Here is a 20,056-nt window from a genome sequence, read left to right on the forward strand (position 1 = left end):
GGTCAGCCGTTCATTCGGCGTTGCACAGGGCCAGACAGTTATCCAGCATGCGGTTGGAGAAACCCCACTCGTTGTCGTACCAGGCCAGGACCTTGAGCAGGCGGCCGCCGCTGACCTTGGTGTGATTGGCGTCGAAGATCGACGACAGCGGGTTGTGGTTGAAGTCGCTGGAGACCAGCGGCAGGGTGTTGTAGCCCAGGACCTTGGAATGCTGGCTGGCGCTCTTGAGCAGGGCGTTGACTTCCTCGGCCGTGGTATCACGCTTGAGGGTCACGGTCAGGTCCACCAGGGACACGTTGATCACCGGTACCCGCACCGCCATGCCGGTCAGCTTGCCGGCCAGGTCCGGCAGCACCAGGCCCACGGCCTCGGCTGCGCCGGTCTTGCTCGGGATCATGTTCTGGGTGCCGGAGCGGGCACGGTAGGGGTCGGTGTGATAGACGTCGGTGAGGTTCTGGTCGTTGGTGTAGGCATGGATCGTGGTCATCAGGCCGTTGTCGATGCCCAGTTCGCGATGCAGCACCTGGGCCACCGGGGCCAGGCAGTTGGTGGTGCAGGAGGCGTTGGAAATGATCTGGTGCGACTGGCGCAGGATGTCGTGGTTGACCCCATACACCACGGTGGCGTCAGCCCCCTTGGCCGGCGCCGAGATGATCACTTTGCGGGCGCCGGCAGTAAGATGGGCGGCGGCCTTGGCGCGGTCGGTGAACAGCCCGGTGCATTCGAACACCACGTCGATCTTCTCCGCGGCCCAGGGCAGGTCGGCCGGATTGCGGATGGCACTGACCGCGATGCGGTCGCCATTGACGGTCAGGCTTTCCTGATCGTGCTGGACATCGGCATCGAACAGGCCGTGGACGGTATCGTGCTTGAGCAGGTGGGCATTGATAGCGCTGTCTCCGAGATCATTGATGGCGACGACCTGCAGATCCTGGCGATAACCTTGGGTATAGAGTGCGCGCAGGACGTTGCGGCCGATGCGGCCAAAACCATTGATTGCGATTCGAAGAGTCATGGGTAAACGCCTGTCGGTGAATTTGTTGTTGGAATTACAAGATTATTCGCATAGAAATAGAAAACAAGCCTTTTTAGTGGCAATATTTTGTCTTATCTACAACGAGTGACCTGAATCAACTGGTCCGAATGGTCAGGAATTCCCTCCGCTGTCCCCCAGTGGCGGGCCTTCCACCAGCATAGACAAACAGGTCGCCACATCCGTTAGCCTGGAGTTCTACACATGCATCCCCGCGTTCTTGAGGTCACCGAACGGCTCATCGCCCGTAGTCGCGCCACTCGCCAGGCTTATCTCGCCCTGATCCGCAGTGCCGCCAGCGACGGCCCGCAGCGCGGCAAGCTGCAATGTGCGAACTTCGCCCACGGGGTGGCCGGTTGCGGCACCGAAGACAAGCACAGCCTGCGGATGATGAACGCGGCCAACGTGGCGATTGTTTCGTCATATAACGACATGTTGTCGGCGCACCAGCCCTACGAGCATTTCCCCGAGCTGATCAAGCAGGCCCTGCGCGAGATCGGTTCGGTCGGCCAGTTCGCCGGGGGAACCCCAGCCATGTGCGACGGCGTGACCCAGGGCGAGGCGGGCATGGAGTTGAGCCTGCCCAGTCGCGAGGTGATCGCGTTGTCCACTGCGGTAGCGCTGTCGCACAACATGTTCGACGCCGCGCTGATGCTGGGTATCTGCGACAAGATCGTTCCGGGCCTGATGATGGGCGCGCTGCGCTTCGGCCACCTGCCGATGATCTTTGTCCCGGGCGGCCCCATGGTTTCCGGGATCTCCAACAAGCAGAAAGCCGACGTGCGCCAGCGCTATGCCGAAGGCAAGGCCACTCGCGAAGAGTTGCTGGAATCGGAGATGAAGTCCTACCACAGCCCGGGCACCTGCACCTTCTATGGCACCGCCAACACCAACCAACTGCTGATGGAGGTCATGGGCCTGCATTTGCCCGGTTCATCCTTCGTCAATCCCAACACGCCGCTGCGCGATGCCCTGACCTTCGAGGCGGCGCAGCAAGTCACCCGCCTGACCCGGCAGAGCGGCCACTTCACGCCCATCGGTGAAATCGTCGACGAGCGTTGCCTGGTCAACTCCATCGTCGCCCTGCACGCCACAGGCGGTTCCACCAACCACACCCTGCACATGCCGGCCATCGCCCAGGCCGCGGGCATCCAGCTGACCTGGCAGGACATGGCCGACCTGTCCGAGGTGGTGCCGACCCTGTCCCACGTCTATCCCAACGGCAAGGCCGACATCAACCACTTCCAGGCCGCTGGCGGCATGTCGTTCCTGATCCGCGAGCTGCTGGAGGCCGGCCTGCTGCACGAGGACGTCAATACCGTGGCTGGCCGTGGCCTGAGCCGCTACACCCGGGAGCCGTTCCTGGATAACGGCAAGCTGGTCTGGCGCGACGGCCCGATCGAAAGCCTCGATGAAAGCATCCTGCGTCCGGTGGCCCGGGCCTTTTCGCCGGAAGGCGGCCTGCGGGTGATGGAAGGCAACCTGGGGCGCGGGGTGATGAAGGTGTCCGCCGTGGCCCCGGAGCACCAGGTCGTCGAGGCGCCTGCCGTGGTGTTCCAGGACCAGCAGGACCTGGCCGATGCCTTCAAGGCGGGCCAATTGGAGAAGGACTTCGTGGCGGTGATGCGCTTCCAGGGGCCACGGTCCAACGGCATGCCCGAACTGCACAAGATGACCCCCTTCCTGGGCGTGCTGCAGGATCGTGGCTTCAAGGTGGCCCTGGTGACCGACGGGCGCATGTCCGGCGCCTCGGGCAAGATTCCGGCGGCGATCCACGTCAGCCCCGAAGCCCAGGTCGGCGGCGCGCTGGCACGGGTACGGGACGGCGATATCATTCGTGTGGATGGCGTAAAAGGCATCCTGGAGCTTAAGGTGGACGCCGAGGAGTTCGCCGCCCGTGAGCCGGCCAAGGGGTTGCTGGGCAACAACGTCGGCACCGGTCGTGAACTCTTCGCTTTCATGCGCATGGCCTTCAGCTCGGCAGAGCAGGGCGCCAGCGCCTTTACTTCTGCCCTGGAGACGCTGAATTGAAACTGGCCCTGGTCGGTGACATCGGAGGCACCAACGCGCGGTTCGCGTTGTGGAAAGACCAACAGCTGGACGCGATCCAGGTTCATGCGACCGCGGACTACAGCTGCCCGGAGGACGCCATCAAGGCTTACCTGCAGGAACAGGGTATCGCCCTGGGCGCGGTGGGATCGGTATGCCTGTCGGTGGCCGGCCCGGTCAGCGGCGACGAGTTTCGCTTCACCAACAATCACTGGCGCCTGAATCGCCAGGCGTTCTGCCAGGCCTTGCAGGTCGAGCGCCTGCTGCTGGTCAACGATTTCTCGGCCATGGCCCTGGGCATGACCCGGCTGCAACCGGATGAGTACCGGGTGGTCTGCCAAGGCACTGCCGAGCCGCTGCGCCCGGCGGTGGTGATCGGCCCGGGCACGGGCCTCGGGGTAGGGACTTTGCTGAGCCTGGCCGATGGCCGCTACCTGGCTCTGCCGGGTGAGGGTGGCCATGTCGACCTGCCCTTGAGCAGTCACCGGGAAACCCAGCTCTGGCAGCACATCCATGACGAGATCGGCCATGTCAGCGCCGAGACCGCCCTCAGTGGCGGCGGCCTGCCGCGGGTGTACCGGGCGATCTGCGCGGTGGACGGCCATGAGCCGCGCCTGGACACCCCCGAGGCGATTACCGCTGCGGGCCTGGCCGGCGACCCCATCGCCCGGGAGGTGCTGGAGCAGTTCAGTTGCTGGCTGGGCCGGGTCGCCGGCAACAACGTGCTGACCACCGGCGGCCGGGGCGGGGTGTACATCGTCGGCGGAGTGATCCCGCGGTTTGCCGACTTTTTCATCCAGAGCGGCTTTGCCAAGAGCTTCGCCGACAAGGGCTGCATGAGCGACTACTTCAAGGGCATCCCGGTGTGGCTGGTGACCGCACCCTATTCTGGGCTGACCGGCGCCGGCGTGGCCCTGGAGCAGGCATAATCGTCCTCCATTCATGACAACAACAAAGGACGGCATGGGTGACTTCAGTCAGTAGGTCGATCTTGTTGGTCGACGACGATCAGGAAATCCGCGAGCTGCTGGAAACCTACCTCAGCCGCTGTGGTTTCCAGGTGCGCAGCACGGCCGATGGCGCGGGTTTTCGCCAGGCGCTGAACGAGGCGCCCAGCGACCTGGTGATCCTCGATGTGATGCTGCCCGACGAAGACGGTTTCAGCCTGTGCCGCTGGATTCGCCAGCACCCCAAGCGCAGCCAGGTGCCGATCATCATGCTCACCGCCAGCTCCGACGAGGCCGACCGGGTCATCGGCCTGGAGCTGGGGGCCGATGACTATCTGGGCAAGCCGTTCAGCCCCCGCGAGCTGCAGGCGCGGATCAAGGCCCTGCTGCGCCGCGCGCAGTTCGTCCAGGAGCGGGTGGCGGGCGAGGTGCTGTGCTTCGATGAATGGCGCCTGGACGTGATCAGCCATCGCTTGTTCCACGTCGATGGCGAAGAGGTCATCCTCTCCGGCGCCGATTTCGCCCTGCTCAAGCTGTTCCTCGACCATCCCCAGGAAATCCTCGATCGCGACACCATCGGCAACGCTACTCGCGGACGCGACCTGATGCCCCTGGATCGCATCGTCGACATGGCCGTCAGCCGTCTGCGCCAGCGCCTGCGGGACACGGAAAAACCCCCGCGGCTGATCCGTACGGTGCGGGGCAGCGGTTACCAGTTGGCGGCCAATGTGGTGGCCGGCAATGGTCACTGAGACCCTGCGCAGGGTATTGCCACGGGTGCCGATGCCCCGTTCGCTGTTGGGGCGGATGCTGTTGCTGACGCTGTTGGCGGTGCTGCTGGCCCAGGCCCTGTCCAGCGTGATCTGGGTCTCGCAGCTGCGGGCCACCCAGCTCGAAGGCCTGGTGACCAGTGCTCGCAGCCTGGCCCACTCGATGACGGCCAGCGTCAGTTATCTGCGTTCGTTGCCGGTGGCGTACCGCCCGCTGGTGCTCGACCAGTTACGCAGCATGGGCGGCACCCGGTTTGTCGTGACCCTCAACGACAAGCCCTTGGACATGCAGCTATTGCCGGTCACGCCGCGCAAGGAGGCGGTATTGCGGGCGGTGGAACAGGTGCTGCGCCAGTCCCTGGGTACGGATGCGGATATTTCCGTGACCTTCGTACGGCCCGATGACCTGCGGATCTTCAATGGCGGCCTGAAGCTCGACGAACTGCCGCGCTCCTGGGCCCACTACGCCCTCACCCTGGAACCGGTGAACCCGCCGGTGCTGGTGACCCAGATCCAGATGGCCCCGGGCGAGTGGCTGTACATCGCCTCATTGCTGCCTGAACCCTATACCAGCCTCGAAGAGCAGGGCCTGCCGGCGCAGCAGGTGTGGTTCATCCTGCTGACCAGCAGTTTCCTGCTGCTGTTCATCGGCCTGCTGGTGCACTGGCAGAGCCGGCCCCTCAAGCGCCTGGCCCGGGCGGCCCGGGAGCTGTCCCTGGGGGCCGATGTACAGCCGGTGGCACTGGGCGGTGGCAGTGAAGTGGTGGAGGTGGGGCGGGCCTTCAACAGCATGCGCGAGCGCATCAGTCGCTACCTGACCGAGCGCAGCCAACTGTTCAGCGCCATCTCCCACGACTTGCGCACCCCCATCACCCGCCTGCGCCTGCGTGTCGAGCTGCTGGAGGACGAACAGCTGCAAGTCAAGTTCGGCCGCGACCTGGACGAGCTGGAGTTGCTGGTCAAGGGCGCACTGCAGTGCGTCAAGGACACCGATATCCACGAGAACATCGAGCCGGTGGACCTCAACCAGGTACTCGATTGCCTGGTGGAGCCCTACCTGGCGCCCAGCGGCAACGGGCGAGTGACCCAGCAGGGCCGGGCCCTGGCCAGTTATCCGGGCAAGCCCCTGGCGCTCAAGCGCTGCATGGGCAACCTGATCGACAACGCCCTCAAGTACGGGCAGAACGCCCACCTGCACATCGAAGACGACGCCAGTGCCTTCATCCTGCATGTGGACGATGAGGGCCCTGGTGTGCCCGAGCAGCGGCTGGAGCAGGTCTTCGAACCGCACTTTCGCCTGGCCGGCCAGCAGCAGGGCTACGGCCTGGGCCTGGGCATCGCCCGCAACATCGCCCACAGCCATGGTGGCGAAGTCAGCCTGCAGAACCTGCGCGAAGGCGGCCTGCGCGTGACCCTGTACCTGCCTCGTTCCGCGGACTGAACAACTCTTCTCCTCCTGTAGCAGCGAGGTTTGCCTGCGAAGCGTCATGCCTGGCACGGCGCGTTATCGTTCATCGCGAGCAAGCTTCGCTCCTACCGGCGTCCGGTTGTTTGTCACGGCCTGGTGACATTTGCCGTGTGCTTCGTTACCTGGGGCGAACATCGGCTTGATTAGACTCAAGCCTTCGACAAGAACAACAACAGGTCGCCCATGGAACCTCTCTCCCTGCCGTTCAGCAGTTGGCTGAACGCTCCCGCCCATCACCACTGGCTGGCCGCCGAGGGTCTGCGCCTGCTGGACTTCGCCAAGGCCTCGCGACTTGCCGAGGGCTTCGGCAACCTGGATGCCCGGGGTTGCCTGCCCGCTGGCGCCCTGGCTGAAACCATGAATACCGCCCGCATGACCCACAGCTTTGCCATGGCCCATGTCCAGGGCCTGCCGGGGTTTGCCGACCTGGTGGATCACGGCATCGCCGCCCTGGCAGGTCCCCTGCGCGACGCCGAGCACGGTGGCTGGTTCGCCATGGCCGGCCAGGCGGACGGCAGTGGCATCAAGGCGGCTTACCTGCACGCTTTCGTCGCCCTGGCCGCAAGCTCGGCAGTGGTGGCCCGGCGCCCTGGAGCCGAGGCCTTGCTGGAAGAGGCGATCGGCATCATCGAGGCGCATTTCTGGAGCGAGCACGAGGGGGCGATGATCGAGTCCTTCAGCCGTGACTGGAGCGAGCAGGAAGCCTATCGCGGGGCCAACAGCAACATGCACGCTACCGAAGCCTTCCTCGCCCTGGCCGATGTCACCCAGGACCCGCGCTGGCTGAACCGGGCGTTGCGGATCGCCGAGCGACTGATCCATGGGCATGCCGCCGCCAACGATTTCATGGTGGTCGAGCATTTCGACCTCCAGTGGCAACCCTTGCGCGACTACAACCGGGACTTCCCCGCCGATGGTTTCCGCCCCTTCGGCACCACGCCGGGCCACGGTTTCGAATGGGCACGCTTGCTGCTGCACCTGGAGGCTTCGCGGGTCCAGGCCGGAATGCTGACCCCTGGCTGGCTGGTGCTGGACGCCCAGCGCCTGTTCGAGAGCAACTGCCGCAACGGCTGGAACGTGGATGGTGCCCCAGGCATCGTCTACACCCTGGACTGGGAAAACCGCCCTGTGGTGCGCCAGCGCCTGCACTGGACTCACGCCGAGGCCAGCGCCGCCGCCAGCGCTCTGCTCAGGCGCACCGCAGAGGAGCGCTACGAGACCTGGTACCGGCGTTTCTGGGAGTTCTGCGACGTGCAGTTCATCGATCGCGAGTTCGGCAGCTGGCACCACGAACTGGGTCTGGACAACCGTCCTGCGGCAGAAATCTGGGGCGGCAAGCCGGATCTTTATCACGCCTGGCAGGCCGTGCTGATTCCGCGCCTGCCCCTGGCGCCGAGCATGGCCTCGGCCCTGGCCCAGGGCTCTGTTTCGGGGACTGTGTAACCATGCGGTGACATTTCTCCATCGCTTCGTTACCCGGGCGCTGGACTAGGCTGTTTAGACTCGTTTGCAGCGCAAGCACCAGACTTGCATGCATAACAACAAGAAAGGTACTTCAGATGAATGCGATTTCTCGCCTCGCCACTGTCATTTCCCTTGCCTCCCTGTTTCCCCTGAGCGCCCTGGCTGCCGACTCCAAAGGTTCCGTGGAAGTGGTCCACTGGTGGACGTCGGGTGGCGAAAAAGCCGCGGTCGATGTCCTCAAGGCCCAGGTGGAGAAAGATGGCTTCACCTGGAAGGATGGCGCCGTGGCCGGCGGTGGCGGTTCCACCGCGATGACCGTGCTCAAGAGCCGTGCGGTGGCCGGCAACCCGCCCGGTGTCGCGCAGATCAAGGGGCCGGACATCCAGGAGTGGGGCAGCACCGGCCTGCTCAGCACCGATACCCTCAAGGACGTGGCCAAGAGCGAGAACTGGGACGGCCTGCTCTCGTCCAAGGTGGCCAACACCGTCAAGTACGAAGGTGACTATGTCGCCGTACCGGTGAACATCCACCGGGTCAACTGGCTGTGGATCAACCCCGAGGTGTTCAAGAAGGCCGGGATCGACAAGGCGCCCACCACCCTCGAAGAGTTCTATGCCGCCGGCGACAAGCTCAAGGCTGCCGGTTTCATTGCCCTGGCCCACGGTGGCCAGCCATGGCAGGACAGCACCGTGTTCGAGGACGTGGTGCTCTCGGTCATGGGCGCCGATGGCTACAAGAAATCCCTGGTGGACCTGGACCAGAAGACCCTTTCGGGTGCACAAATGACCAAGGTCTTCGCCGAGCTGAAGAAGCTTTCCGGCTACATGGACCCCAACCGCGCCGGGCGTGACTGGAACATCGCTGCTGCGGATGTGATCAACGGCAAGGCCGGCATGCAGATGATGGGCGACTGGGCCAAGAGCGAATGGACCGCGGCCAAGAAGGTGGCCGGCAAGGATTACCAGTGCGTGCCGTTCCCGGGTACCGACAAGGCCTTCACCTACAACATCGATTCGTTGGCAGTGTTCAAGCTCAAGGCCGATCGCAAGGGCGATATCGCCGCCCAGCAAGACCTGGCCAAGGTTGCCCTGGGCAAGGACTTCCAGAAAGTCTTCAGCATCAACAAGGGCTCCATCCCGGTGCGTACCGACATGCTCAACGACATGAGTGCCGAAGGTTTCGACTCCTGTGCCCAGGCGGCGGCCAAGGACTTCCTGGCGGACGAGAAGACCGGCGGCCTGCAGCCGAGCATGGCGCACAACATGGCCACCTCCCTGGCGGTGCAGGGCGCGATCTTCGATGTGGTGACCAACTTCATGAACGACAAGGATGCGGACCCGGCCAAGGCCAGTGCGCAACTGGCGTCGGCGGTCAAGGCCGCGCAGTGAGGCCTGGGCCGCAGGCGTGCCTGCGGCCATTCCCGAAACGCTCTCCCTGGTAGGAGCGAGGCTTGCCCGCGAAGGTGGTGCATCGGTCGGTATCGACTTGAGTGTCGGTGCCCATTCGCGGGCGAGCCTCGCTCCTACGGATACTCACTCTTTCACACTGGATTATCCCCATGAGCTCTGTGGCGGTTTTCAGCAAAGCCTCGCCGTTGGATGCCTTGCAGCGCTGGTTGCCCAAGCTGGTGCTCGCGCCCAGCATGGTGATCGTGCTGGTGGGCTTCTATGGCTACATCATCTGGACCTTCATTCTGTCCTTCACCAACTCCAGCTTCATGCCGAGCTACAAATGGGTCGGCCTGCAGCAGTACCTGCGGCTGATGGACAACGACCGCTGGTGGGTGGCAAGCAAGAACCTCGCGCTGTTCGGTGGCCTGTTCATTGGCATCAGCCTGGTGCTGGGGGTATTCCTCGCCGTGCTGCTGGACCAGCGCATTCGCAAGGAAGGCTTTATCCGCACCGTCTACCTGTACCCCATGGCGCTGTCGATGATCGTTACCGGCACCGCCTGGAAATGGCTGCTCAACCCGGGCCTGGGGCTGGACAAGATGCTGCGCGACTGGGGCTGGGAAGGCTTCCGCCTGGATTGGCTGGTGGACCAGGACCGGGTGGTCTACTGCCTGGTGATCGCCGCCGTGTGGCAGGCCTCGGGGTTCGTCATGGCGATGTTCCTGGCGGGCTTGCGCGGTGTCGACCAGTCGATCATTCGCGCGGCCCAGGTCGACGGCGCGAGCCTGCCGACCATCTACCTGAAGATCGTCCTGCCGAGCCTGCGTCCGGTGTTCTTCAGCGCCTTCATGATCCTGGCGCATATCGCGATCAAGAGCTTCGACCTGGTGGCGGCGATGACCGCCGGTGGCCCTGGCTACTCTTCCGACCTGCCGGCGATGTTCATGTATTCCTTCACCTTCAGCCGTGGCCAGATGGGCATCGGTTCGGCCAGCGCCATGCTGATGCTGGGCGCCGTGCTGATCATCCTGGTGCCGTACCTGTATTCCGAACTGCGGGGCAAACGCCATGACTGATTCGCTCGCCCGGCCGCGCCTGAATTTCAGCCGGCTCGCCATCTACGCCACGCTGCTGCTGGCGGCGGCGGTGTACCTGATACCGCTGGTGGTGATGCTACTCACCAGCTTCAAGACGCCCGAGGACATCCGCACCGGCAACCTTTTGAGCTGGCCCCAGGTGGTCGACGGCATCGGCTGGATCAAGGCCTGGGACACCGTGGGCGGCTACTTCTGGAATTCGGTGAAGATCACCGTGCCGGCGGTGCTGATCTCCACCTTCATCGGTGCCATGAACGGCTACGTGCTGTCGATGTGGCGCTTTCGCGGCTCGCAGCTGTTCTTCGGCCTGCTGCTGTTCGGCTGTTTCCTGCCGTTCCAGACCGTGCTGCTGCCGGCCTCGTTCACCCTCGGTCAGTTCGGCCTGGCCAACACCACCACCGGCCTGGTGCTGGTGCATGTGGTCTACGGCCTGGCCTTCACCACACTGTTCTTTCGCAACTACTACGTCAGCGTGCCGGATGCCCTGGTCAAGGCGGCGCGCCTGGACGGAGCGGGGTTCTTCACCATCTTCGGCAAGATCCTGCTGCCGATGTCGGTGCCGATCATCATGGTGTGCCTGATCTGGCAGTTCACCCAGATCTGGAACGATTTCCTGTTCGGCGTGGTGTTTGCCAGCGGCGACGCGCAACCGATCACCGTGGCCCTGAACAACCTGGTCAACACCAGCACCGGGGTCAAGGAATACAACGTTGACATGGCGGCGGCGATGATCGCCGGGCTGCCGACACTGCTGGTGTACATCTTCGCCGGCAAGTATTTCCTGCGCGGGCTGACGTCCGGCGCGGTCAAGGGGTAAGGCATGGCAACTCTCGAATTACGCAACGTCAACAAGACCTACGGTGCCGGCCTGCCGGACACCCTGAAGAACATCGAACTGAAGATCGATGACGGTGAGTTCCTGATCCTGGTCGGCCCCTCCGGTTGCGGCAAGTCGACCCTGATGAACTGCATCGCCGGCCTTGAAAACATCAGTGGCGGGGCGATCCTGGTGGACGACGCCGACATCAGCGGCATGAGCCCCAAGGACCGGGACATCGCCATGGTGTTCCAGTCCTACGCGCTGTACCCGACCATGAGCGTGCGCGACAACATCGCCTTCGGCCTGAAGATCCGCAAGATGCCCACCGCCGAGATCGATGCGGAGGTGGCGCGGGTGGCCAAGCTGCTGCAGATCGAGCACCTGCTGACCCGCAAGCCGGGCCAGCTCTCCGGCGGCCAGCAGCAGCGCGTGGCCATGGGGCGCGCCCTGGCACGGCGGCCGAAGATCTATCTGTTCGACGAGCCGCTGTCCAACCTCGACGCCAAGCTGCGGGTGGAGATGCGCACCGAAATGAAACTGATGCACCAGCGCCTGAAGACCACCACGGTCTACGTCACCCATGACCAGATCGAAGCCATGACCCTGGGGGACAAGGTGGCGGTGATGAAGGATGGGATCATCCAGCAGTTCGGCACGCCGAAGCAGATCTACAACGACCCGGCCAACCTGTTCGTGGCGAGCTTCATCGGCTCGCCGCCGATGAACTTCATTCCCCTGCGCCTGCAGCGCAAGGATGGGCGCCTGCTGGCCCTGCTGGACAGTGGCCAGGCTCGCTGCGAGCTGCCCCTGGGGCCCCAGGATGCCGGGCTCGAGGACCGTGAAGTGATCCTCGGTATCCGTCCCGAGCAGATCAGTCTGGCATCTGTCGAGGCCAACGGCCTGCCGAGCATCCGGGCTGAAGTCCAGGTGATCGAGCCCACCGGCCCCGACACCCTGGTGTTCGTCACCCTCAATGGCACCAAGGTCTGCTGCCGCCTGGCCCCGGACCAGGCGCCCGAGGCCGGGCAGACCCTGACCTTGCAGTTCGACCCGGCCCGGGTCCTGCTGTTCGATGCCCAGAGCGGCGAGCGCCTGGGGGCGGCGAGGCCTGCCGTGACCCAAGGGCACGGCGGCAATGTGGCGCAATTCAAGGGACGTTGAATCCGTGGCAGATGGCCTGTCATCTGTCGCAAGGACTGTAAACCGCGTTGGATAAATCGTTAATAACAATAAAGACGAGGATGTAGGGATGAAAAAGCAACATGGCAACACCCGCCTGCTCTGCCAGCTGTCGGCAGTGGCGGCGCTGGTCCTGTCCGGCCATGCGATGGCCGATGAAGCCTTCAGCGCCGACTCCAAGTGGATGACCGGCGACTGGGGCGGCGAACGCACCAAGCTGATCGAGCAGGGGATCGACATCAAGGCCGACTACGTCGGGGAAATGGGCGCCAACCTGCATGGCGGCTACAACGACGACAAGACCGGGCGCTACAGCGATCAGTTCGGCCTGGGCGTGGCGTTCGACCTGCAGAAGCTTTTGGGCTGGGACAATACCCAGGCCAAGGTCCAGCTGACCAACCGCAATGGCCAGAACATCTCCAACGATCGCATTGGCGATCCCCGTGCCGGCACCCTCAGTTCTTCCCAGGAAGTCTACGGTCGCGGGCACATGGTCCGCCTGACCCAGTTGTGGATCCAGCACCAGTTCCTGGACGGCAAGCTGGACGTCAAGGCGGGTTACTTCGGCGAAGGCGAAGACTTCAACACCTTCCCCTGCGACTTCCAGAACCTGGCGTTCTGTGGCTCCCAAGTGGGCAACTGGGCCACCGGCATCTGGTACAACTGGCCGGTCAGCCAGGCGGCACTGCGCATCAAGTACCACATCACCCCCGAGCTCTATGCGCAGATCGGCGCCTACAACCAGAATCCGTCGCAACTGGAGCATGGCAACGGCTTCAAGCTCAGCGGCAGCGGCACCAAGGGCACCGTGCTGCCGGTGGAGCTGGTGTGGTCGCCGAAGGTCAACAACCTGCCTGGCGAGTACCGCGTGGGTTACTACAAGAGCACTGCCGACGCCAATGACGTGCGCGAGGACGTCAATGGCCTGGATGCCGCCAGCACTGGCAGCGCCTATCGCGTGCACAACAGCAAGCACGGCTACTGGTTCGTCGCCCAGCAGCAACTCACCACGCACAACGGTGACGCTTCCCGTGGTCTGAACATCGCCGCCAACGCCACCTTCCATGACAAGGACACCAACGTCGTCGACAACTACCAGTCGCTGATGTTCGTCTACAAGGGGCCGTTCGATGCCCGGCCCAAAGATGACGTGGGCATTGGTTTCGCCCGTATTCATGTCAACGATGACGTGAAGAAGAACGCTCAGCTGGCCAATGCCGCCATTGGTATCAGCGACTATGACAACCCGCTGTACTCACCCCTGCGCGAGACCGAATACAACTACGAAATCAACTACGGTTTCCATGTGACCAACTGGCTGACCGTGCGGCCAAACCTGCAGTACATCACCCATCCGGGCGGTGTGGATCAGGTCGACAATGCCCTGGTGGCCGGCCTGAAAATTCAGTCGGTGTTCTGACGCTGTTGCGATAAGCTCCTTTCTCTGTGCGCATATTGCGGATGGCCCTGGCTATCCGCTTTTTTTTGCCAGGCGCTCTCGCTACAGCCGCTAGCTGTACGACTACCCCCATGATTTTCAGGACCGCGGCACATGCATGAGCATCCCCTGCAACGCTTTTTCAAGACCCTGCGCGAGCGCCCGGTGTTTGCCTGGGAGCGCTACCAGATGCGCGATGTGCTGGTGATTGACCACCCGCTGTGCCAGGCGGTATTCAGTCGCCAGGGTGCGCAGTTGCTGCACTTCCAGCCTGTCGGGCAGAAGCCCTGGCTCTGGTGCGCCGCGAAGTGGCCGCAGGTAGGCGCGATTCGCGGCGGCGTGCCGGTGTGCTGGCCCTGGTATGGCCGCCATCCGAGCGAGAATGCCTGGCCTTCCCATGGTTGGGCGCGGCTGCTGGACTGGAAGCTGCTGGACAGCGACAGCGATGAAGACGGTGTGCGCCTGCATTGGCAATTGCAGCTGTGCGACTGGAAGGTCGACCTGCATGCGCACCTGGGCCAGGGCATGGACCTGCGCCTGAGTACCGAGCACCAGGACAGCGAACCCTGCCAGTTGAGCCAGGCTTTGCACGCCTACTGGCGTATTGGTGACGTTGGTGAGGTAGCGCTGTCTGGGCTCGATGGCGCCGAGGGTTACGACCATTTGAGTCGCCAGGCTTGCCGGCAGCAGGGCGAGTTGCGGGTCGATGGTGGCTGCCAGCGGGTGTTCCAGCACGAGGGTGAATTGCAGATCGAGGACCGTGCCTGGCAGCGTGCGTTGTGCATCGATACTGGCGAGGACGCCGACACCGTGGTCTGGCATCCCGGGACCCGGCCATTGCTGGGGGTGAGCTGGAGCGAGGTATCGCGTTTCGTCTGTGTCGAAGCGGCTGCCGGAGGCACCGACCGCTTGCGCCTGGCGCCGGGGCAGCGCGCGCACCTGAGCTTGCAGGCACGGATGGCGGGGTAGGGGGGACCTTGGCTCCGGCGGTTTGCCGCAGGAGCCGGTCATGGAGGCTGTCAGTCGAACTCGTCGCCTGCCGGGTAACGGCTGGCATTGAGGCTTTCCTTGATCTTGCGCAGGTGCGGCTGGAAGTCCACGCCACGGCGCAGGGTCATGCCGGTGGCGAGCACGTCGAGCACCGTGAGCTGGATGATCCGCGAGGTCATTGGCATGTAGATGTCGGTGTCCTCCGGCAGCGGCAGGTGCACGCTCAGGCTGCACGCCTTGGCCAGCGGCGAGCCGGCGGCGGTGATACCGAGCACCGAGGCGCCGTTTTCCCGGGCCTGGCGCGCGACTTCCACCAGCTCGCGGGTGCGGCCGGTGTAGGAGATGATCACGAACAGGTCGCCGGTATGCGCCACTGACGCGAGCATGCGTTGCATCAACACGTCGGGGTGGGCCGACACCGCGAGGTTGAAGCGGAAGAACTTGTGCTGGGCGTCCATGGCCACCGGGGCGGAGGCGCCGAGGCCGAAGAAGTGGATCTGCCGGGCCTGGATCATCATGTCCACGGCGCGGCTGACCTGCTGCGGATCGATCTGCTGGCAGGCACTGTCCAGCGAGGCGATGGCGCTGGCGAAGATCTTCTGGGTGTAGGCTGCCGGGTCATCGTCGGCTTCCACTGCGCGGCTGACGTAGGCAGCACCGCTGGCCAGGCTCTGGGCCAGCTGCAGCTTGAGTTCCGGGTAGCCGCTGACGCCGAACGAGCGGCAGAAGCGGTTGACCGTCGGTTCGCTGACCGACGCGGCCTGGGCCAGGGCGGCGATGCTGAAGCGGGTGGCCTGCTGCGGGTTGAGCAGGATGACTTCGGCGACTTTGCGTTCCGCCTTGTTCAGTTCTTCAAGGCGGTTCTGGATCTGCTCCAGTAGATTTCGCACTCGGTCCATTCAGGTTTCCTAGATCGGCTAGACAGGTGAAACGGCGAGGCCGGGAGGCGGTCAATCCAGGGAAGGGCATGGGTGATCGTGGCGCTGTTGCTGTCGCCAGGCTTCCTGGGATTATCCTGCGCGCCGGGCCTGCCGCGCCTGCAATGCGAAGTTGAGAGGTGGCCTATCCTACTGGTGGCCCGGAACGACCACCACCTGGAATCGGTATTTTGTAAAAATGTTGTGTTTATTACTACATTTTTCCTTGAGTGATCCCCTGAAAAAGGGTATTTGTAGCTTAACTTGATAAAAGAACAAACATCATGCCTTCGATTACGGTTGAACCGTGCACCTTTGCCTTGTTCGGCGCGCTGGGCGATCTGGCGCTGCGCAAGCTGTTTCCTGCCTTGTATCAACTCGATGCCGCCGGCCTCCTGCATGAGGACACGCGCATCCTGGCCCTGGCTCGGGAGGCGGGTAGCGAGCAGGAACACCTGGCCAATATCGAAGCCGAATTGCGGGGGTACGTTGGCGACAAGGACCTCAATGCCGAGGTCCTGCAGCGCTTCCTGGCCCGCCTGAGCTACCTGCACGTGGACTTCCTCAAGGCCGAGGACTACGTGGCCCTGGCCGAACGCGTGGGCAGCGAGCAGCGCCTGATCGCCTACTTCGCCACCCCGGCGGCGGTGTATGGCGCGATCTGCGAGAACCTCTCGCGGGTCGGGCTCAACCAGCACACCCGGGTGGTCCTGGAGAAGCCCATCGGCTCGGACCTGGAGTCCTCGCGCAAGGTCAACGACGCCGTGGCGCAGTTCTTCCCGGAAAACCGCATCTATCGGATCGACCACTACCTGGGCAAGGAAACGGTACAGAACCTGATCGCCCTGCGGTTCGCCAACAGCCTGTTCGAAACCCAGTGGAACCAGAACTACATTTCCCACGTGGAAATCACCGTGGCCGAAAAGGTCGGCATCGAGGGTCGCTGGGGTTACTTCGACAAGGCCGGCCAGCTGCGGGACATGATCCAGAATCACCTGTTGCAGCTGCTCTGCCTGATCGCCATGGACCCGCCGGCCGACCTTTCGGCCGACAGTATCCGTGACGAGAAGGTCAAGGTGCTCAAGGCCCTGGCGCCCATCAGCCCGGAAGGCCTGACCACCCAGGTGGTGCGCGGCCAGTACATCGCCGGCCATAGCGAAGGCCAGTCGGTGCCGGGTTACCTGGAGGAAGAAAACTCCAACACCCAGAGCGACACCGAGACCTTCGTGGCCCTGCGTGCCGATATCCGCAACTGGCGCTGGGCCGGGGTGCCGTTCTACCTGCGCACCGGCAAGCGCATGCCGCAGAAGCTGTCGCAGATCGTCATCCACTTCAAGGAACCCTCGCACTACATCTTCGCTCCCGAGCAGCGCCTGCAGATCAGCAACAAGCTGATCATCCGCCTGCAACCGGACGAGGGCATCTCGCTGCGGGTGATGACCAAGGAGCAGGGCCTGGACAAGGGCATGCAACTGCGCAGCGGACCGCTGCAACTGAATTTCTCCGATACCTATCGCAGTGCGCGGATCCCCGATGCCTACGAGCGGTTGTTGCTGGAAGTGATGCGTGGCAACCAGAACCTGTTTGTGCGCAAAGATGAAATCGAAGCCGCGTGGAAGTGGTGCGATCAACTGATTGCCGGCTGGAAGAAATCCGGCGATGCCCCCAAGCCTTATGCAGCCGGGTCCTGGGGGCCGATGAGTTCCATCGCCTTGATCACGCGGGACGGGAGGTCTTGGTATGGCGATATCTGATTTGCAACTGCCGGCGGGCGTGCGCGCCCAGGAATTTCGCAGCTCGACCTTGCTGGCTGCTGGCCTGGCCCTGAAGGTTGCCGAACAACTGCGCGAGGCGATCAGTGCCCGGGGCAATGCGACCCTGGTGGTGTCCGGCGGCCGCAGCCCGGTGGCGTTCTTCCAGGCCCTGGTCAAGCAGGAACTGGACTGGTCCCGGGTACTGATCACCCTGGCCGACGAGCGCTGGGTCCCGGTTGAGCATGCCGACAGCAATGCCGGCCTGCTCAGGCAGCATCTGCTGGTGGGGCCGGTGGCCAAGGCGCGTTTTCTCGGGCTCTACAGTGCGGCAACCAGCCTGGATGAGGCGGCGCGCCAAGCCGACCAAGCCCTGGCCGAGCTGCCGGGGATCGATGTGCTGGTGCTCGGCATGGGCGATGACGGCCATACCGCCTCGCTGTTCCCGGGCAGTCCGAACCTGGCCGAGGCGCTCGATGCCAATGGCAGCCGCCGCTGCTGGCCGATGCTGGCGCCGACCGTACCCCATCAACGTCTGAGCATGAGCCGGGCGTTGCTGGCGTCGGCCCGCAACAGCCTGCTATCGATTTCCGGTCAGTCCAAGCTGACCACCCTGAGTGCCGCACTGGCTGGCGACGTGATCGCCGACATGCCGATTCGCGCCTTCCTGCAAACCCCGTTAGAGATTTACTGGTGCCCATGAGCCAAGGATCAGCCGCTATGACAAACCTACCCCCGACCGTTTCCATGGCGGACAAAGTAGCCCTGCTCGACAGCCTCTGTGCCAAGGCGCGGATCCTGCCGGTGATCACCATCGCCCGGGAGCAGGACGTGCTGCCGCTGGCCGATGCCCTGGCTGCAGGTGGCCTGACGGCCCTGGAAGTGACCCTGCGCTCGCAGTTCGGCCTCAAGGCCATCCAGATCCTGCGTGAGCAGCGGCCGGAACTGGTGACCGGCGCCGGCACCGTGCTCGACCCGCAGATGCTGGAGGCAGCGCAAGCGGCGGGCTCGCAGTTCATCGTCACCCCGGGGATTACCCGCGAGCTGCTGCAAGCCAGCGTCGCCAGCCCGATCCCGCTGTTGCCCGGGATCAGCAACGCTTCCGGGATCATGGAGGGCTATGCCCTGGGTTATCGCCGGTTCAAGCTGTTTCCGGCTGAGGTCAGCGGTGGCGTGGCGGCAATCAAGGCCCTGGGCGGTCCGTTCGGTGAGGTGAAGTTCTGCCCGACTGGCGGCGTCGGTCCGGCCAATATCAAGAGCTACATGGCGTTGAAAAACGTGATGTGCGTGGGCGGTAGCTGGATGCTCGATCCGCAGTGGATCAAGGACGGCGACTGGTCCCGTATCCAGGAGTGCACGGCCCAGGCCCTGGCCCTGCTGGACTGAAGCTCCAATCCTATTCGTTGGTGTGTTCTACGGCTTTATGGTGCGCTTGGTCGGCGCACCTTTTTTTTGCCCGGAAAAAAGTGCCAGCCGGCCTGAACTCCCAGGAACCGCTGGCGCGAAAGGCTGGTGGCGGCCCTGTGGCAGCGGTGCCGGAAGGTTTCAGCGGGTGGCCAGTTCCGTGAGGGCCTCGAGCAGTCGCTGGATATGCTCCAGCGGTGTCACCAGCCCCGGGGTGATGCGAATGCAGGGGCCGAAGCCTGCGCCAGTGCGGAGCACCGTGAACAGGTCGTAGTCGCGCAGCAGGCGGTCCACCAGGGCTTGCTGGTCCTGGTGGCGAGTGAAGCGCAGGGCGCTGATGGCGCAGCACAGGCGAGGGTCCGCAGGCGTCATGATCTCGATGCCCGGCAACTCGCGCACGGCTTCAGTCCAGGTTTCGCGTAGGTAGTTCAGGCGTGCGCCCTTGGCTGCCGCGCCGCCCATGGCCCGGTGTTCCTCGAACACCAGCGGCAAGGTCATCAGGGCCGGGATGTTGGGCGTGCTGTAGGGCGTGCGGGCACGTATGTCGTGTGCTGGAAAGTGGAATTCGCCCATGTCCGGATCGATGTCCTCCAGTCGCTCGGGCTGGATATAGAGAAAGCCCAGGCTCAGCGGTGCGCCAATCCATTTGTGCAGGTTGAAGCCGGCAAAGGCGATGCCCAGTTGCTGCAGGTTGAAATCGATCTGGCCCAGGGCATGGGCGCCGTCGAGGATGATGTCGACCCCGTGTTCCCTGGCCAGGTCGGCGATGGCCTGGACCGGCATTACCAGACCGCTGCGATGGGTGACGTGGGTCAGGGGCATCAACTTGAGGCGCGGATGGCGCTCGAATGCATCCTTGTAGGTCGCTACAAGGCTGTCAAAACTGGCAGGGTGCTGGTGCTGGATTTCTATCACTTCCACCCCGCGGTGCCGGGCGAGCCAGCGTATGGCGCTCTTCACCGTGTCGTACTCCAGGTCGCTGAGCAGCACCTGGTCTCCGGGTTGCAGGCGATTGTAGTTGCGGATCAGTGATTGCAGGGCGTCCGAAGCGCAGCGGGTAATGGCCACGGCGTTGTCCGCAACCTCCAGTAATTGAGCCAGCTGATGGCGGATCTGTAGCGCTTCGACCTGCTCGAAGCGTTGGCGCACGTGTATCGAATTGCTGCTGTTCACCCACAGGATATTGCGTTGGTAGTCTTCGGCCACCTTGCGGGTCATGCGCCCGAAATAGCCGTTCTCGAGGTTGACCGGTCCGGACTCAAGGTCGAATTGCCGGGCGATGCCCCGCCAATGTTCTTCGTCGCGGGCCAGCGTGGTGACAGTCCTTGGCATGGTGGG

The 20,056-nt window shown here is 63.8% G+C and carries 17 protein-coding genes; 14 read left to right on the forward strand and 3 right to left on the reverse strand.

Going from position 1 to position 20,056, the window contains the following annotated elements; all coding sequences use genetic code 11:
• Positions 1 to 10: 10 nt before the first annotated feature.
• Positions 11 to 1,015 (reverse strand): type I glyceraldehyde-3-phosphate dehydrogenase, encoded by a 1,005-nt coding sequence (gap, locus tag LGQ10_RS26730; RefSeq protein ID WP_226523707.1) that lies wholly within the window; start codon positions 1,013 to 1,015, stop codon positions 11 to 13.
• Positions 1,016 to 1,237: 222 nt separating this feature from the next.
• On the opposite strand from gap, the gene edd reads away from it, so the two are divergent.
• From edd to LGQ10_RS26785, 11 genes are all read left to right on the forward strand, one after another.
• Positions 1,238 to 3,064 carry a phosphogluconate dehydratase gene (gene edd / locus LGQ10_RS26735; protein ID WP_058435625.1) on the forward strand — a complete coding sequence of 609 codons (1,827 nt, stop codon included), beginning with the start codon at positions 1,238 to 1,240 and terminating at the stop codon, positions 3,062 to 3,064.
• Positions 3,061 to 4,011 (forward strand): glucokinase, encoded by a 951-nt coding sequence (locus tag LGQ10_RS26740; protein ID WP_058435624.1) that lies wholly within the window; start codon positions 3,061 to 3,063, stop codon positions 4,009 to 4,011. Before edd ends, LGQ10_RS26740 begins: the two co-directional genes overlap by 4 nt.
• A gap of 38 nt (positions 4,012 to 4,049) precedes the next feature.
• Positions 4,050 to 4,781, forward strand: coding sequence for a response regulator (locus LGQ10_RS26745; protein ID WP_058435623.1), 732 nt, complete (start codon positions 4,050 to 4,052; stop codon positions 4,779 to 4,781).
• Entirely contained in the window at positions 4,771 to 6,240 is a 1,470-nt protein-coding gene (locus LGQ10_RS26750; protein ID WP_058435622.1) for an ATP-binding protein, read from the forward strand. Before LGQ10_RS26745 ends, LGQ10_RS26750 begins: the two co-directional genes overlap by 11 nt.
• A 210-nt stretch (positions 6,241 to 6,450) precedes the next feature.
• Positions 6,451 to 7,710: an AGE family epimerase/isomerase gene (locus LGQ10_RS26755; RefSeq protein WP_058435621.1), complete on the forward strand. Its 1,260-nt coding sequence runs from the start codon at positions 6,451 to 6,453 to the stop codon at positions 7,708 to 7,710.
• Between the two features lie 116 nt (positions 7,711 to 7,826).
• Positions 7,827 to 9,119, forward strand: a complete 1,293-nt coding sequence (locus tag LGQ10_RS26760) for an ABC transporter substrate-binding protein (protein ID WP_058435620.1) — start codon at positions 7,827 to 7,829, stop codon at positions 9,117 to 9,119.
• 170 nt (positions 9,120 to 9,289) lie between these two features.
• Positions 9,290 to 10,198: a carbohydrate ABC transporter permease gene (locus LGQ10_RS26765; RefSeq protein WP_226523708.1), complete on the forward strand. Its 909-nt coding sequence runs from the start codon at positions 9,290 to 9,292 to the stop codon at positions 10,196 to 10,198.
• Positions 10,191 to 11,036, forward strand: coding sequence for a carbohydrate ABC transporter permease (locus tag LGQ10_RS26770; protein ID WP_058435618.1), 846 nt, complete (start codon positions 10,191 to 10,193; stop codon positions 11,034 to 11,036). The genes LGQ10_RS26765 and LGQ10_RS26770 overlap by 8 nt, the downstream gene beginning before the upstream one ends.
• Before the next feature lie 3 nt (positions 11,037 to 11,039).
• Complete coding sequence (locus tag LGQ10_RS26775; protein ID WP_226523709.1) at positions 11,040 to 12,200, forward strand: ABC transporter ATP-binding protein; 1,161 nt, start codon at positions 11,040 to 11,042, stop codon at positions 12,198 to 12,200.
• 88 nt (positions 12,201 to 12,288) lie between these two features.
• Complete coding sequence (locus LGQ10_RS26780) at positions 12,289 to 13,638, forward strand: carbohydrate porin (protein ID WP_226523710.1); 1,350 nt, start codon at positions 12,289 to 12,291, stop codon at positions 13,636 to 13,638.
• 132 nt (positions 13,639 to 13,770) lie between these two features.
• Positions 13,771 to 14,625, forward strand: coding sequence for a D-hexose-6-phosphate mutarotase (locus tag LGQ10_RS26785; protein ID WP_058435127.1), 855 nt, complete (start codon positions 13,771 to 13,773; stop codon positions 14,623 to 14,625).
• Between the two features lie 50 nt (positions 14,626 to 14,675).
• Here the strand turns inward: LGQ10_RS26785 and hexR are convergent, their stop codons facing one another.
• Positions 14,676 to 15,536: a DNA-binding transcriptional regulator HexR gene (hexR, locus tag LGQ10_RS26790; protein ID WP_226526205.1), complete on the reverse strand. Its 861-nt coding sequence runs from the start codon at positions 15,534 to 15,536 to the stop codon at positions 14,676 to 14,678.
• A 311-nt stretch (positions 15,537 to 15,847) separates the two neighbouring features.
• Here hexR and zwf point away from each other — a divergent pair, with 311 nt between their 5' ends.
• Genes zwf through LGQ10_RS26805 form a run of 3 tightly spaced genes read left to right on the forward strand, consistent with a single transcriptional unit; the run spans position 15,848 to position 18,700 of the window.
• Complete coding sequence (gene zwf / locus LGQ10_RS26795; RefSeq protein WP_226523711.1) at positions 15,848 to 17,317, forward strand: glucose-6-phosphate dehydrogenase; 1,470 nt, start codon at positions 15,848 to 15,850, stop codon at positions 17,315 to 17,317.
• Positions 17,304 to 18,017 carry a 6-phosphogluconolactonase gene (gene pgl, locus LGQ10_RS26800; RefSeq protein ID WP_058435124.1) on the forward strand — a complete coding sequence of 238 codons (714 nt, stop codon included), beginning with the start codon at positions 17,304 to 17,306 and terminating at the stop codon, positions 18,015 to 18,017. Before zwf ends, pgl begins: the two co-directional genes overlap by 14 nt.
• 17 nt (positions 18,018 to 18,034) lie before the next feature.
• Positions 18,035 to 18,700, forward strand: a complete 666-nt coding sequence (locus LGQ10_RS26805) for a bifunctional 4-hydroxy-2-oxoglutarate aldolase/2-dehydro-3-deoxy-phosphogluconate aldolase (protein WP_058435123.1) — start codon at positions 18,035 to 18,037, stop codon at positions 18,698 to 18,700.
• Between the two features lie 159 nt (positions 18,701 to 18,859).
• On the opposite strand, the gene LGQ10_RS26810 is transcribed toward LGQ10_RS26805, so the two are convergent.
• Positions 18,860 to 20,050 carry an aminotransferase class V-fold PLP-dependent enzyme gene (locus tag LGQ10_RS26810; protein WP_058435122.1) on the reverse strand — a complete coding sequence of 397 codons (1,191 nt, stop codon included), beginning with the start codon at positions 20,048 to 20,050 and terminating at the stop codon, positions 18,860 to 18,862.
• Positions 20,051 to 20,056: the final 6 nt, after the last annotated feature.

This window comes from Pseudomonas sp. L5B5 (genome assembly GCF_020520285.1).
Lineage (GTDB): Bacteria > Pseudomonadota > Gammaproteobacteria > Pseudomonadales > Pseudomonadaceae > Aquipseudomonas.